This is a genomic window from Saccharopolyspora sp. ID03-671 (genome assembly GCF_045278815.1).
Classification (GTDB): domain Bacteria; phylum Actinomycetota; class Actinomycetes; order Mycobacteriales; family Pseudonocardiaceae; genus Saccharopolyspora; species Saccharopolyspora ipomoeae.
The window spans coordinates 6,464,076-6,477,944 of the sequence record NZ_CP134054.1; the positions used below are offsets into that span (position 1 = coordinate 6,464,076).

The window sequence follows — 13,869 nt, forward strand, 5'->3', positions numbered from 1 at the left end:
TCGCCGACAGCACGCTCTTCCGGCCGAATTTGTCGCCGAGAACGCCGAAGAGGATGCCGCCGAAGGGGCGGGCCAGGAAACCGACCGCGAAGGTGGCCATCGAAGCGAGCGTCGCCGCGGTCGGGTTGTCTGAGGGGAAGAACAGCTCGCCGAAGACCAGCGCGGCCATCGAGGCGTACAGGTAGAAGTCGAACCACTCCAGCGCTGAACCGATCACCACCGCTGGTCCGACGGCCTTGCGGGAGGGCTGAGGTGGTGATGCCGGTGCGTTGTGCAGCGTCATTGCTGTGTCCTCGCGTCGAAGGCGGAATCTGTTCGTAAATACGAACAACGTGACGTGGATGAGGAAATCTAAGAAGGGCACGTTTCCCTTGTCAACCAGTTGACATCGAACAGTGCGGCGCAGCATTGTGGTCGAGCATTCCTGCGATGATTCGTATATACGAACGCATTGATTCGAGGAGGGGAACCTCATGCACTTCGGGCTGTCGGAGGACCAGGAGAGCCTGCGGGCGGGGGCGCGGGGCCTGGCCCGGAGCTTCTCCGACGAGTACTGGGCCGACTGCGATGTGCACAACCGGTTCCCGTGGGAGTTCTACAACGCCTTCGCCGAGAGCGGTTGGCTCGGCATCGCCATCCCCGAGCAGTACGGCGGGGGAGGGCTCGGAGTGCTGGAAGCCGCGCTGCTGCTGGAGGAGGTGGCCGCCTCGGGCGCCGGCATGAACGGCTGCAGTACGATGCACCTGACCATCTTCGGGCTCAACACGATCGTCAAGCACGGCAGCGAGGCGCTGCGCCAGGAGATCCTGCCCGCCGCGGCGGACGGATCGCTGCACGTCTGCTTCGGCGTCACCGAACCCGATGCGGGCACCGACACCACCCGCATCTCGACCTTCGCCGAACGCGTCGACGGCGGCTACCGCGTCAACGGGCGCAAGGTGTGGATCACCAAGGCGGGAGACTCGCAGAAGATGGTGCTCATCGCCCGCACCACCCGCCGCGAGGACGTCACCCGACCGACCGACGGGATGTCGCTGTTCCTCATCGACATCGACCCGGAACACGTGCACCTGAGCCCGATCCCGAAGCTCGGCCGCAACGCCGTGCCGTCCTACGAGGTGGTGATCGAGGACCTGTTCGTCCCGGACAGCGCACGAGTCGGGGAGGAGGGCGAGGGGTTCCGGTACCTCCTCGACGGCCTCAACCCGGAACGCATCCTGCTCGCCCACGAAGCGCTCGGAATCGGCCGGGCCGCCCTCGACCGCGCAGTGCGCTACGCCAAGGAGCGCGAGGTGTTCGACCGGCCGATCGGCCAGAACCAGGGGATCGCCTTCCCGCTGGCCGAGGCCGCGACGCGCCTCGACGCCGCCGAGCTGATGGCGCGCAACGCGGCCTGGCGCTACGACCAGGGGCTGTCCTGCGGACGGGAGGCCAACATGGCCAAGTGGCTCTGCGCCGAAGCCGGGTTCCAGGCCGCGGACCAGGCGATCCAGACCCACGGCGGCATGGGCTACGCCCGCGAGTACCACGTGGAGCGCTACTTCCGGGAGTCGCGCATCCTGCGCCTCGCCCCGGTGAGCCAGGAGATGGTGCTGAACTACGTCGCCACCCACGTCCTCGGCCTGCCCAAGTCCTACTGATCGGGAGCACGGGATGACCGCACCGGAAACGACAGGCAGTTTGAGGGGACTCCGCGTCCTCGACCTCTCGCGCATCCTCGCCGGCCCTCTGTGCGCGCAGATGCTCGCCGATCACGGCGCCGAGGTGATCAAGGTCGAACCGCCGGCGGGTGACGACACCCGCGCGTGGGGCCCACCGTTCGTCACCGGCACGATGAGCGCGTACCACTCGGCGATCAACCGCAACAAGTCCAACGCCTGCCTGGACCTCACCTCACCCGAGGGGCAGCGGGTGCTCGGCGAGCTGCTCGCCGACGCCGACGTCCTGGTGGAGAACTTCAAGGCCGGAACGCTCGCCAAGTGGGGGTTCTCGGACGACGTGCTCACCGAGCGCTTCCCGGGCCTGGTGCGCTGCCGCATCACCGGGTTCGGCACCGACGGTCCGATGGGCGGCACACCGGGTTACGACGCGATCCTGCAGGCCTACGGCGGGTTGATGAGCATCAACGGCGAGCGGACCGGCCCACCGCTGCGGATGGGCGTGCCGATCGTCGACATGGTCACCGGCATCTACGCGTTCTCCGGCATCCTCCTGGCGCTGCACGACCGCCACCGGACGGGACGCGGCCAGCTCGTCGACTGCACGCTGCTCGACACCGCGATCTCGCTGCTCCACCCGCATTCCTCGGCCTGGCTGGTCTCGGGCGAGATCCCGCAGCGGACCGGGTCCGCGCACCCCTCGATCGCGCCGTACGACACCTTCGAGGCCGCCGACGGGCCGATCTTCATCAGCGGCGGCAACGACCGGATGTTCCGAAACCTGGTCGCAGTGCTGGGCATCCCGGACCTCGCCGAGGACTCCCGGTTCACCGGCAACGCCGACCGCGTCCACCACGTCGAGGAGCTGCGCGCGCTGCTGGCCGAACCGATCAGCGCGCGGACCCGCCACGACCTGGCCCGGGCGCTGCTGGAGAGGGGAGTTCCGGCCACCCCGGTGCACGACGTCGGCGAAGCGTTGACCGACCCCCAGGTCCGGCACCGCGACATGGTCGTCGATCACGAGGGCCACCGGGGTGTCGGCATCCCCATCAAGCTCGACCGCACCCCCGGCAACGTCCGCACCGAACCGCGCGAACGAGGCGCCGACACCCGGCGGATCCTGGCCTCGCTCGGCTACTCCGACTCCGAGATCTCAGCGCTCATCGCCGCCGACGCCGCGTTGACCAGCGAAGACGCGGCGACATAGGGAAAACCTGCGGGAAGTCCAGGTGTTGCCCCACTGGTCCTGTGGCTGCGAGGTGCTTAGCGTTCCGAACCGGATCGGGCCCGGGACGGCGCGATCCGCGTCCACCGCACCAACAGCAGAGGCCGAGGAACATGTCCGCAACCACCGGATCAGACACCGCCGCCCAGGGGTTGCGGCGCGAGCTGAAGGTCACCGATGCCGCCGCGTTCTCCATCGGGCTCATCGGGCCCGTCGGTGCGATGGCGCTGCTCGGCGTCGGAGCGGCCGGGCTGCTGGGGCGGGGCGCGGCCTGGGCGTTCGTGTTCGCCGTTCTCGGGGTGTCGCTCGTCGGGTACGGGTTCATCAAGCTCTCGCAGCACATCTCGCACACCGGCTCGGTGTACGCGCTGGTCGGGCGGACGATCGGGCCGCGCGCCGGGTTCGTCGCCGGGACCGCGCTGCTCACCGCCTACGCCGCCATCGGGACCGGGTCGACGATCGAGATCGCGCTGTTCTTCGACAAGGCGCTCGCCCGGCTCGGGCTGATCGGCACCGGGCCCACCGAGTGGATCTGGACCGGCCTGGTCGCCCTGGTGCTGGTCGTCGGGCTGTCGCTGAGCGAGGTCCGGGTGATCACCCGAGCGCTGCTGCTGGTCGAGCTCGCCGGGGCCGCGCTGGTGGTGCTGCTGTGCGCGGTGATCCTGGTGCGCGCCGGCACCGGCCACGCCCCGCAGGGGCAGGCGCTGAGCTGGGACTTCTTGCAGCTGCCGCCCGGGACGGGCGTCGGCACGATCGCCGCGGCGGCGGTGTTCGGGTTCCTCGCGTTCGCCGGGTTCGAAGGGGCCGCCTCGCTCGGCGAGGAGACGATGAACCCCAAGCGGGAGATCCCCCGCGCGCTGAAGATCACCATCGTGGTGGTGGGCGTGTTCTTCCTGGTCACCATCGTCGGCCAGGTCATCGGCTACGGCACGGGCGGCGTCAACGCCTTCGCCGCCGCCGAGGACCCCTACGGCGATCTGGCCGGGCAGTACCTGGGCACCTGGATGGGCGTGCTGCTGGACCTCGTCGCGAGCCTGAGCCTGTTCGCGATCACGCTGGGCACCGTCAACGGGGCCGCGCGCATCGGCTACGCGCTGGTCCGCGACTCCGGGGTGTCCGGGCCGCTGGTGCGGTTGACCCGGCGCGGGGCCCCGGCCGGGACGATCGTGGTGATCAGCGCGCTGATCCTGGTGTTCGCGACCGGGCAGTGGCTGGTCGGGACCGGGGTGCTCGACGCGACGATGAACTGGCTGACGCTCGGCACCCTCGCCCTGCTCGTCGCCTACGCGCTGGCCACGGTGGGCGCGTTGCGGTTCCTGTTCACCGGACCGCGGCCCAGGGCTCCGCGCTGGCAGGCCGTCATCCCGGTGCTGGCGCTGGCGTTCCTCGGCTACACGATCTTCACCAACGTCGTCGACGCCGAGGGCACCGCCCGGTACTTCCCGTACGTCATCCTCGCGGTCCTGGTCGTGTCCACGAGCACCGTGGTGTTCGTGCCCGGCCTGGCCGACCGCGTGCGCTCCCGCATCACCGATCACGGGGACGACCAGTGACCCGCATCGTCTGCCGCCAGCTCGCCCCGGTGCTGGGCGACCTGGCCGCCAACCACCGCGCGATCGTCCGCACCATCGCCGAGGAGACCGCGGCCGGCGCAGACGTGCTGGTCCTGCCGGAACTGGCCACCAGCGGCTACGTCTTCCGGACCCCGGAGGAGGTCGCGGCGTGCGCGATCACCCCGGACGACCCGCTCGTCGGCGAGTGGGCCGCGGCGATCAGCGGTGCGGCGGTGGTGGTGTGCGGGTTCGCCGAGCGCGGCGAGAACGGGCTCGTGCACAACAGCGCCGTCGTGCTCGACGCCTCCGGTGCGCTCACGACCTACCGCAAGGTCCACCTGTGGGACCGGGAGAAGCTGTTCTTCACGCCGGGAGATCGGCTGCCCGAGGTCGTCGACACGCGCTTCGGCCGGATCGCCACCGTGATCTGCTACGACCTCGAATTCCCGGAGTACACCCGCAGCGTCGCCCTCGCCGGCGCCGACCTGATCGCCGCCCCCACCAACTGGCCGCTGGTCGACCGCCCCGACGGCGAACGCCCACCCGAAGTCCTCATCGCCCAAGCCGCGGCCCGCGTCAACCGGGTCACCATCGCCTGCTGCGACCGCACCGGCACCGAACGAGGCCAGCAGTGGACCGAGGGCACCACCATCATCGACCACGACGGCTGGCCCGCCGCCACAGCGGGTCCCGACCACCGAGCCGCCCACGCGGCAGACCTCACCACAGCCCGGGACAAGCAGATCAGCCCCCGCAACAACCTCTTCCACGACCGCCACCCCTCCCTCTACACCACCTCCTGACCCCACGAGGACCCGGATTGCGGCCGTATTCGGACACCCCGATCACGGCCGCAATCCGCGCCCCCGCCCACCCGATCACTCTCCGCGTCCGCGAAAACCGCGGTTTTCAACCGACGAAAACCGCGACATTCGTCCGACGAAAATCGCAGTTCTTGACCCGTGGAAGCCGCTTCTGAGGGGAAGAGCGTCCGACACGGCCGTTCGGACGGCGGGCGGTGACGGTGGCTTGGGCGTGGTGCGGGGGGTCGGCGGTGATGTGGTGCAGGGTGGGCCAGCGTCCGGTGAGCACAGCGAAGCCACGTTCAGCGAGGCAGCGCGGACCGCGCAGCAGGGCGTCGTAGGTGCGGTTGTCGTGTCCAGCGGGCCGTCAGAAGGTTGTTCGATCGGGGTGTGCACTCCGAACCGGTGTCGTCATAACCGCCGTCGGCCAGACTCGGTAGCCCTCGAGCAGCTGTGGCATGCAGCGCGGCGAGCACACGCTCGCGGGCGGCCTTCCCCGGCCTCGTCCCCGGTCGCCGGATTGCCCGCCCGACGTCACCGATGCCTGGGCCTGGCTGCGGCAGGTCTACCGGCGCGACCCCACCGCCGCGCGCGTTTGTGCCCCTGGGCGCTGTCTTTCAGTCGTCATTGTTGCTGCGCCCTCCACCTCGCCACCAGCCTCGCTTCTTCTTCGGGTGCACTGCTACTAGGAGCGCCGCCATGGCCATCGACACAACGCCCAGGGCTAGATACTCCAGTACCCGGTGTCCGATCGAAAGAATGTCCATGTTTCCTCCTTTGAAGCGACCGACGACGACGTCGTGACAAGTGGCGTTCGCTCGCACCTCGTTGCGGTCGTGTTGCGGCTTTCGGTGAGACGCGCGTGCTCATGGCTCCTGCTCATGTCGGGGTTCGGAGGCGCGGAAAGCGTCCTCGACGGCTGCCAGGGCAGTGTTGAGGTCGGCGCCGATGTCTCGTGCTCGTTCGGCGAACTCGTGTGCGGCTGCCGTCAGCGGTTCCGTCGTGGGGGCGGCTTCTGGTGAGGATGCGACGCGGGTTCCTTTGCTGCGCGCGGTTTCGAGGACACCGGTCGTTTCCAGGTCCCGGTAGGCGCGTGCGACTGTGCCGGGGGCCAGGCCGAGGTCACGTGCGAGTTGCCGGATCGAAGGCAGCGTGCTGCCCACCGGTAGTTCGCCGGTGGCGATGAGGTGCACGATCTGGTCGCGGACCTGCCGCCAGGGCGCTCGGTCGCTGCCGGTGTCGACGACGACGCGGTGGGATCCGGTCATCCGACCGCTGACCGCGTTCGGGCCGTGGGTCGACGTGGGAAAACCGAACAGATCCAGCCCAGCAGTCCCACCACGGGAGCGACGCGGTTGAAGATGAAGCTCAGGGAGTGCGCGTACTGCACCGGGCCCGGCAACAGCGAAAGCATGCCCTTCAGCACGGTGAGCGGATTGTCCAGGGGCGCGCACACGACTTGGAGCAGGACGGCTTGAACCGCGATGCCCAGACCGAACGCGACTCGCGCACTGCGGCGGCGCAGCGCGGTGTCCACGTCCGGATCGTCGCGGGTCGGGCGCGCCATGGCGGTCCAGGCGATCGCGGCCACGATCACTGCGCACGCGATCGCGAATCCGGTCGCGAACGCGGGTCGCGGGCTCTGCTCCAGCATGAGCACCGCGACGTACGCGTCCACCTGAGAGGAGTGCTCTCGCAGTAAAGCCTGCACAGGTTCCCGGTACACGACGCCGAGAACTCCGAGGAACACCGTCACGATCGTGAACAGGCCGAACACCACCAGCGCCCAGCCCGGCACCAGATCGGTCAGCGTGCGCTTGCGGAGTGACGCCGCGCGCAGGACGTCGCGTCGGGGACGCAGATCAGCGAGCTCGGCCAGCAGCATCCCGCACAGCAGCGGCCACAGGTACCCCGCAACCGCGCTTCCACCTCGGTCGCTGTCGTCGGGCAGCAGCGGGGAAGCCACCAGTGACAATGCGACGAACAAGACCGGGTACCACAGTCGGCGACGCTTCAGGTATCGCACGGCGACGCCGACCTGTTCCGCGCTGGGTTCCTCGGTGAGCCAACGGCGAAGCAGATTTCGGCCGGACCTGGGGCTGGGCCACAGGATGGCGAGGAGCAGCAGTCCCACCAGCATCATGGTCACGGCTTGCACCGCGAGGTTCACGAGCACCTCCTCTTGTATCAAGGGCTTGATACAAGAGTGCCAGAGAAGATCGCGGAACGGAACAGGCCAGGTTCGGTGCATGACCTCACCGCCGCCCGCGAGTACGTGCTCGCCGCGCTCTCCGCCACCCACCCCGAACACGGCCGACTCGCATGAAACCCACTGAGATCACCTCAATGGAGATCGGAATCCCGACTTCCATTGAAATCGCGAACGGGGTGAGGAGTTCGCGGGAGAGGGGTGATCGCGTCTTCGGGGGAGCGGTGGTGCGACGTCCGGTTTTTCGCGGGTGTTTCCGGGTGGGTTTCTTCGGGGCATCGATCGTGCATCGGGGGCTCGGGGGTGGTTGGCAGGGGGTGTTCGGGGTGGGTGACTCGGGGGAGGTTCTCAGGGCTTCGGGGAGGTTTGGATGCGCGGGTTCCGGAGGTCGTGGCGTCGGCGCGGTGCCGGGGTGGTGTTCGGGGTTGTGGCGGCGGCCGCTCCTGTTGTGCCTGCTCAGGCTTCTGGGGTGGCCTATCCCGATGGGGAGTGGAGCGAGGCTTGGATCTCGTCGCCTTCCAGCGCCGGGGAGGCGACGTTGCACGCCGACGTGATCCGGCCGAAGGGGCTCGCTCCCGGTGAGAAGACTCCGGTGATCCTCTCAATCGGGCCGTACTTCAACCATTCCGGGCAAACCGGTCCCGCGGGTGCCGTCGAGGGCACTCCGTACGACCCGATCGGGCCGAACGACGGGCCTTCCGAGCGGTTCCAGGACTTCGTCGAGGGTTCCGGACTGCTCAAGAAGGGCTACACCTTCGTCATGGTCGACCTGCGCGGGTTCGGCGGGTCCACCGGGTGCTTGGACTGGTCGGGACCGGGGGAGAAGGCCGACGTCGTCAACGCCGTGCAGTGGGCCGCGAACCAGCCGTGGTCGACCGGGCGGGTCGGCATGTACGGCAAGTCCTACGACGGGCTGACCGGGCTCGTCGGCGTCGACGAACGGCCGCCGGGGCTGGCCGCCGTGGTGTCGCAGGAACCCGTGTACGACGACTACCGCTACCTCTACGGCGACGGCATGCGCCGCACCAACTCGGTCGCGACACCCGCGCTCTACGACGGGATCGCCGCCTCGCCCGGCCCGATCACCGACGATCCCGGCTACAACCTGCGCAGCCTCAACGACCCGCTGTGCCTCGGCAAGAACCTCGCCCAGCAGTCGCTCGACGACCGGCACGACTCGGAGTTCTGGAAGCAGCGCAACCTGATCCCCGGCGCCACCGGGTCGAACGTGCCGCTGTTCCTCGCCCAGGGCCTCACCGAGAACAACACCGTCGCCGACGGCATGCAGGAGTACCTGGCCAACCACACCGGCTACGAGCGCAGCTGGATGGGCCCGTGGGAGCACGTGCGCGGCAACGAGACCGACGAGAACGGGCGCCTCAAGATGGGGCGCCAGGGCTGGTTCGACGAGGTCATGCGCTTCTACGACCGCTTCCTCAAGGACCAGGCGCCGGCCGCGGCCGACCCGCCGCACGCCGTGCAGACCAACGACGGCAGGTGGCGCTCCGAAGCCCAGTGGCCCCCGGCCGACGTGCGGGAGCACCGCACGCCGCTGATCGGCGGGAGCTACGTCGACACCGCGCAGTCGGTGTCCACCGCGGCGAACTCGTCGTCCGGTGACCCCACCGACCCGACCGTGACCTCGGGCGTGTGGACGGTGTCCCAGCCGCTGCCGCACGACGCGCACCTGTCCGGCTCGCCGGAGGTCTCCGTCGACGTCACCACGACCCGGCCCAACGCCAACCTCGTCGTCGACGTCTACGACCTCGGCCCCGACGGCACCGGGCCGCTGATCACCCGCCAGGGCCACCTCGTGCGCGAACCCGGCGAGTCGACGGTGCCGCTGACCCTGTGGGGTGCCGACTGGAAGCTGCCCGCCGGGCACCGGATCGGCGTGCGCGTCACCGACAACAACCGCGACTGGTGGCAGCTCGCCGCGCCCAGCGGCCAGACCGTCGAGGTCCGCGGCGGCTCGATCGACCTGCCGTTCCTCACGTACCGCCGCACCGGCACCGTCCAGGGCGACCCGGGCGTGCAGCTCGCGGGCTACCTGGAGCAGCAGATCGCCGCCGGCCCCGCGGGTTCCGCCGAGTTCGCGCTGCCCGCGCCGCTCGCCGACCCGCCGCCGGGCTCGGTGTTCACCGGCGACTACGTCGAACCCGTCGGAGGCCGCTGACCGGGGTCCCGGTCGTGGATCGAGTGACCTCCGGTCGGCCACCTGTTCGTGGTGGGGTGGGGGAAGTTTTCATGAAAACTTCCCCCACCCCACCACTCAGCCGCGGGTGAAGAACTCGACCAGGGACATCGCGATGTGGCGGTTCCCGGTGAGGTCCACGGCGTCGCGGATGACGATGCGGGCGCGGACGACGTCGCTGGTGCGGAGCTTGATCGGGTCGGGTTGCGGTTGATCGGTCAGGGCGACCGGGATCGTGCGGGTCTCGCCGTCGGCCCGGGTGAGCTCGACGTCGATGTGCGAGGGCCGGGCCTGCTTGGTGTACCGGCCCGGTTTCGAGGACGGGCCCAGGTGCACCAGCATCTGGACCAGCCGGACCGGGTGGTCGAAGGTGAACTCCGCCCACGCGCCCGGACCGGGTGCGCCCCAGTAGACGTCGGTGCGCACGTCGGTGAGTCCGGTGGCCGGATGACCGGGCACCGCGTCGCTGGCCGTCACACCCGCCGGGGCGACCGGTGCCGCGTCGGAGGTCTTGTCGAGCACGTCCTGCACCACCGCCTCGCCCAGCGGGTACAGCAGCACCGCGGCCACGACCAGCAGGATCACCGTCGCCAGGATCACCAGGCGCCGCCACAACCTGTGCCGGTCGTGGTTGCTCAGCCGGCGGGACTGCTCGCGGGGCGCGGGAGCGTCGTCGAGCTGGAGGCGGTGGGCGCAGCGGCGGCAGAACCGCCGCCGCAGCGGGTTCGCCGTACCGCACGAGGGGCACGGCGGCCCGTCCGGCTCGGGTTCCTCGACCTGCGCGGTCGGCTCTGGCCGGGGCGCGACCGGTTCGGCCGGTTGCACCGCCTCCGGCTGCTCGGGTTCGGCGACCGGGATCCGGCGGGTCGGGGCCTCCGACGGCGGGGGAGGAACCTGCCCGGTGTCGGCCTCCCAGCCCAGGTAGGTGCCGCACGTGCCGCAGAAGTCGTCGTCGCGGGCGACCTGCGCGCCGCACGTCGGACAGGAGCGCATCGCGCTACCCCCTTCGCTCGGGTGGACCGGTGAGCACCTCGACGGTGCAGGTCAGGTGCACCGGCAGGACGGAGTCGACCAGCGCCGCCACCCGCTGCCGATCCACCTCCGACCGGTCCGGCCACACCTGCACCACCACGCCGGTGACCGCGCTGCCGGGAAGCGGGGTGCCCGGTCTGGTCGACGACGCCGCGCCCGGGCCGTCGAGCACCCGCGCTCGCACACCGGCGCACAACCGCAGCAGGTCGATCAGGCCGTGCGCGGTGCCGCGCTGCCGGTGCAGCTCCACGGCCCGCAGCAGCACCGCGCGCCGCAGCTCCAGCGGCCACCTCGGGTCGAGTTCCACGGCGACCCACCCGGCCAGCCACGACGCGAAATCCTCCGGCGTCACACGGGGGTCGAAGTAGTGCGCCAGGTTGTCCAGTGTGGACAGAACAGGCGCCAGGACGGTGTCCAGGCCCGCGGTGAAGCGCTGCGCCAGATCGTCGTCGGCGTACATCGCGGGCAGCATCTCGCCCAGCGGGTGGCGGCTGGGCAGACCGGGGATCGCGCGCCTCATCCCGCGCCCCCGGACACCGGCTGCACCATGACCTGGTGCTGGTGCGAGAACACCAGCGCGTGCTCGGCCAGCTCCACCCGCTCCACCGGGGAACCGCGCTGCCCGGTGATCGGATCGGCCGGGAACAACCGCACCTCGTCGACCAGCTCCGCGCCCTGGACGCGCTGCAGCACCCCGAACACCTCGCCCAGCTGCACCGGGCGCCCGAACGGCCAGCCCGCGCCGTCGATCCCGCCGCGCAGCGGGTTGAGGTAGCGGTGCAGCGCGGCCAGGCAGTCGCGTCGCACCCGGTTGAGGTCCTGATCCGCCGAGCGGATCCGCGCCACCACCGTGATGCCCTGGTAGAAGGGCGGTTCCACGACCAGCCGGGTGCCCAGCAGCCTGCGCTCGTCGAGCCGGGCGGCGATCGTGGCCAGCAGCTGCTCGGAGGGTACGAGCTGCTCGAACCGCAGCTGCTCGCCCGAGTCCGGGGTCGCGTCCGGCACCACCAGCACCCGCGCCGAACCCGGCTCCTGCCCGGCGGGCAGGCAGCGGACGCGCGCCGCCGACGGGGCCGCCTGCCGCGCGATCCGCTCGTGGTCGTCGGCGGTCACCGCCCGCTCCTGCACCCGGATCTGGTGCGGCGCGCGGACTTTCGCCTCCTCCACCGTCTCGCCGTCGACACCGCCGGTGGCGGCCTCGCGGTTCTCGACACCGGAGACGTAGGGCACCGAGCTGCGCAGCACCGAGATCGCCCCGCGCGCCACGTTGCCCGCCCGGCCACCGCCGGTGCGGTAGGACGGCACCCGGATGTGCGCGCCCTTCGGCGGCACCGCGCCGAACGACGTCAACGAGCCGTCGGCAGCGCGGACCGCGGGCGGGAACCCGAACTCCCCGGTCGTGGCGTCCAGCGTGACGTGCAGGTCGGCGGGTCCCGACTGGCCGAAGTGCTCCACCACTCGCCAGTCCTGCCAGCCCTCACCGGCCGACACCTGCACCACCACCGGCTCCCCGTCGGTGAGCACCGGAGCCCGGTCCAGCCGGAACCGCTGACCCGGCACGCCCGCCGACACGCCCAGCGGCGCGTCGGTGATCGTCTCCGCGTGCTCCACGGCCGTGATGCCGCCGACCGTGAACGCCTCGGCCACCCGCACCGTCGGCGATTCCGAGTAGAACGGCTGATCCTCGGCCGGGGCCACGACCCGGCAGCGCAACCAGCCCGCCTGCACCCCGGCCACCACCGACGTGCTGTGCCCGGCGGGAACGTGCAGCAGCACCTCACCTGGCCGGTTGAGACCTCCGGTGGCGTCGCCGAACACCGCGCACTCGCTCCAGCGCATCCCGTCCCACGACTCCCACACCAGCGGCGGCTGCCGCGGGTCGACGCCGATGCCCTCGACCTGGCTGTCCAGCCGCACCGCCACCACGCAGCGCGGCACCGCCTCGGACAGTCCGAACAGCATCGCGTCGCCCACGGCCGGTTCCGGCTGGAAGCAGGGCACGTCCTTGGCCACGTCCAGGTCCTTCGTCCGGTTCGCCTGCTCACCGGACGCCGAGATCGTCACCAGCGACTTCAGCTCGCACGGCACGATCGGCAGCTCCTCGGTCGTGCCGAACACGACCGCCTCGCCCGATTCCGACCGCGCGGTGGCCACCTCCGTGCCGCGCGGCAGCAGCACCGTCTCCGCCTGCGCCGCCGACAACCAGAACGTCACGTCCGCGCGCGCCGCCGCGGGCGGGAACAGCCGCACGCCCAGCAGGTCCAGGAACGCGAGGTGGTTCTTCTCCGGCACCCGGTTGAGCCGGTAGACCAGCTGGTCCACCATCTGCGCGAACGTCTCGATGAGCGTCACGCCCGGATCGGAGACGTTGTGATCGGTCCACTCCGGCGCGCGCTGCTGCACGAAGCGCTTGGCCTCGTCGACCAGCTGCTGGAACCGGCGGTCGTCCAGGTTCGGCGTGGGCAGTGCCATCACTCGGCGTCTCCGTCGCTGCGCGGGATCGTGTAGAAGGGGAAGACGAGGTTGCGGCGGTCGTTGGTGGCCCGCACCGCGTAGTGCACGTCGATGTAGAGCACCCCGTCGTCGACGGCGTCGAAGGCGATGACCACGTCGGCGACCTCGATCCGCGGTTCCCACCGACGCAGCGCCACCCGCACCTCGTGGGCGATGCGGCCGGCCGTCGCGCCGTCACCGGGGGCGAAGACGTGGTCGTGGATGCCGCAGCCGAACTCCGGGCGCATCGGGCGCTCACCCGGCGCGGTGCCCAGCACCAGCCGGATCGCCTCCTCGATCTCCCGCTCCCGCTCGACCATGCCGATCCCGCCCGTCGGGCCCACCCGCAGCGGGAAACTCCAACCGCGGCCGATGAACCGATCGCTCACAGCGGACCCCCGATCAGCACGTTCAGCGCCCCCATCGCGACCTGGGCGCCGCAGGTGGTCTTGTCACCGACGCAGGCCGTGGGCAGGCCGCCGATGAGCACCACCGAGGTGCCCGGCGGGCTGGGCGTGATCACGTTGCCGCCGCTGATCACGGCGTGCGGCGGGACCGGGCACACGTGCTGACTCCCCACCACCGCGGCGGGTTTCCCGCCGATGAACACGCCGGCGACCGCTCGCGCGTTGACGCGCGGCGGGCCGACGGTGCCGCCGTGGCTGGTGGGGTCGCCGATGCGAGCGGCTGGGGGCATCGCGG

General features: G+C 70.7%; 12 protein-coding genes and 1 pseudogene. 5 read left to right on the top strand and 8 right to left on the bottom strand.

What is annotated here, in order from left to right:
• Positions 1-7: 7 nt before the first annotated feature.
• A pseudogene (locus tag REH65_RS30010) lies at positions 8-475 on the bottom strand (MFS transporter); the annotation flags it as partial.
• On the opposite strand from REH65_RS30010, the gene REH65_RS30015 reads away from it, so the two are divergent.
• From REH65_RS30015 to REH65_RS30030, 4 genes are all read left to right on the top strand, one after another.
• On the top strand, positions 474-1,640 hold the full coding sequence (locus tag REH65_RS30015; protein ID WP_406690109.1) for an acyl-CoA dehydrogenase family protein: 1,167 nt from the start codon (positions 474-476) through the stop codon (positions 1,638-1,640). The pseudogene REH65_RS30010 and the gene REH65_RS30015 sit on opposite strands and share 2 nt — an antisense overlap.
• A gap of 13 nt (positions 1,641-1,653) precedes the next feature.
• Positions 1,654-2,865 carry a CaiB/BaiF CoA transferase family protein gene (locus tag REH65_RS30020; RefSeq protein WP_406690110.1) on the top strand — a complete coding sequence of 404 codons (1,212 nt, stop codon included), beginning with the start codon at positions 1,654-1,656 and terminating at the stop codon, positions 2,863-2,865.
• A gap of 131 nt (positions 2,866-2,996) precedes the next feature.
• Complete coding sequence (locus tag REH65_RS30025) at positions 2,997-4,436, top strand: APC family permease (RefSeq protein WP_406690111.1); 1,440 nt, start codon at positions 2,997-2,999, stop codon at positions 4,434-4,436.
• Positions 4,433-5,239 carry a nitrilase-related carbon-nitrogen hydrolase gene (locus REH65_RS30030; protein WP_406690112.1) on the top strand — a complete coding sequence of 269 codons (807 nt, stop codon included), beginning with the start codon at positions 4,433-4,435 and terminating at the stop codon, positions 5,237-5,239. Before REH65_RS30025 ends, REH65_RS30030 begins: the two co-directional genes overlap by 4 nt.
• 866 nt (positions 5,240-6,105) lie before the next feature.
• Here REH65_RS30030 and REH65_RS30035 read toward each other — a convergent pair.
• Positions 6,106-6,507 carry a GntR family transcriptional regulator gene (locus REH65_RS30035; RefSeq protein WP_406690113.1) on the bottom strand — a complete coding sequence of 134 codons (402 nt, stop codon included), beginning with the start codon at positions 6,505-6,507 and terminating at the stop codon, positions 6,106-6,108.
• On the bottom strand, positions 6,504-7,409 hold the full coding sequence (locus REH65_RS30040) for a hypothetical protein (protein ID WP_406690114.1): 906 nt from the start codon (positions 7,407-7,409) through the stop codon (positions 6,504-6,506). Before REH65_RS30040 ends, REH65_RS30035 begins: the two co-directional genes overlap by 4 nt.
• A gap of 508 nt (positions 7,410-7,917) precedes the next feature.
• On the opposite strand from REH65_RS30040, the gene REH65_RS30045 reads away from it, so the two are divergent.
• The gene (locus tag REH65_RS30045; RefSeq protein ID WP_406690115.1) at positions 7,918-9,624 is read left to right on the top strand and encodes a CocE/NonD family hydrolase; all 1,707 of its coding nucleotides are present in this window, start codon (positions 7,918-7,920) and stop codon (positions 9,622-9,624) included.
• Between the two features lie 96 nt (positions 9,625-9,720).
• Here REH65_RS30045 and REH65_RS30050 read toward each other — a convergent pair whose 3' ends face one another.
• Genes REH65_RS30050 through REH65_RS30070 form a run of 5 tightly spaced genes read right to left on the bottom strand, consistent with a single transcriptional unit; the run spans position 9,721 to position 13,864 of the window.
• Positions 9,721-10,635: an NADase-type glycan-binding domain-containing protein gene (locus tag REH65_RS30050; protein WP_406690116.1), complete on the bottom strand. Its 915-nt coding sequence runs from the start codon at positions 10,633-10,635 to the stop codon at positions 9,721-9,723.
• A gap of 4 nt (positions 10,636-10,639) precedes the next feature.
• Entirely contained in the window at positions 10,640-11,194 is a 555-nt protein-coding gene (locus REH65_RS30055) for a phage tail protein (RefSeq protein WP_281458211.1), read from the bottom strand.
• Positions 11,191-13,146 carry a putative baseplate assembly protein gene (locus REH65_RS30060; protein ID WP_406690117.1) on the bottom strand — a complete coding sequence of 652 codons (1,956 nt, stop codon included), beginning with the start codon at positions 13,144-13,146 and terminating at the stop codon, positions 11,191-11,193. The genes REH65_RS30055 and REH65_RS30060 overlap by 4 nt, the downstream gene beginning before the upstream one ends.
• A complete protein-coding gene (locus tag REH65_RS30065) occupies positions 13,146-13,556 on the bottom strand; it encodes a GPW/gp25 family protein (protein ID WP_406690118.1) in 411 nt (136 codons plus the stop codon). Before REH65_RS30065 ends, REH65_RS30060 begins: the two co-directional genes overlap by 1 nt.
• Positions 13,553-13,864 (bottom strand): PAAR domain-containing protein, encoded by a 312-nt coding sequence (locus tag REH65_RS30070; protein ID WP_406690119.1) that lies wholly within the window; start codon positions 13,862-13,864, stop codon positions 13,553-13,555. Before REH65_RS30070 ends, REH65_RS30065 begins: the two co-directional genes overlap by 4 nt.
• Positions 13,865-13,869 lie beyond the last annotated feature (5 nt).

Bases quoted from the DNA above. Each gene is read 5' to 3' on its own strand.
- REH65_RS30015 (WP_406690109.1), top strand. From the start codon at position 474: ATGCACTTCGGGCTGTCGGAGGACCAGGAGAGCCTGCGGGCGGGGGCG.
- REH65_RS30020 (WP_406690110.1), top strand. From the start codon at position 1,654: ATGACCGCACCGGAAACGACAGGCAGTTTGAGGGGACTCCGCGTCCTC.
- REH65_RS30025 (WP_406690111.1), top strand. From the start codon at position 2,997: ATGTCCGCAACCACCGGATCAGACACCGCCGCCCAGGGGTTGCGGCGC.
- REH65_RS30035 (WP_406690113.1), bottom strand. From the start codon at position 6,507: ATGACCGGATCCCACCGCGTCGTCGTCGACACCGGCAGCGACCGAGCG.
- REH65_RS30050 (WP_406690116.1), bottom strand. From the start codon at position 10,635: ATGCGCTCCTGTCCGACGTGCGGCGCGCAGGTCGCCCGCGACGACGAC.
- REH65_RS30055 (WP_281458211.1), bottom strand. From the start codon at position 11,194: ATGAGGCGCGCGATCCCCGGTCTGCCCAGCCGCCACCCGCTGGGCGAG.
- REH65_RS30060 (WP_406690117.1), bottom strand. From the start codon at position 13,146: ATGGCACTGCCCACGCCGAACCTGGACGACCGCCGGTTCCAGCAGCTG.
- REH65_RS30070 (WP_406690119.1), bottom strand. From the start codon at position 13,864: ATGCCCCCAGCCGCTCGCATCGGCGACCCCACCAGCCACGGCGGCACC.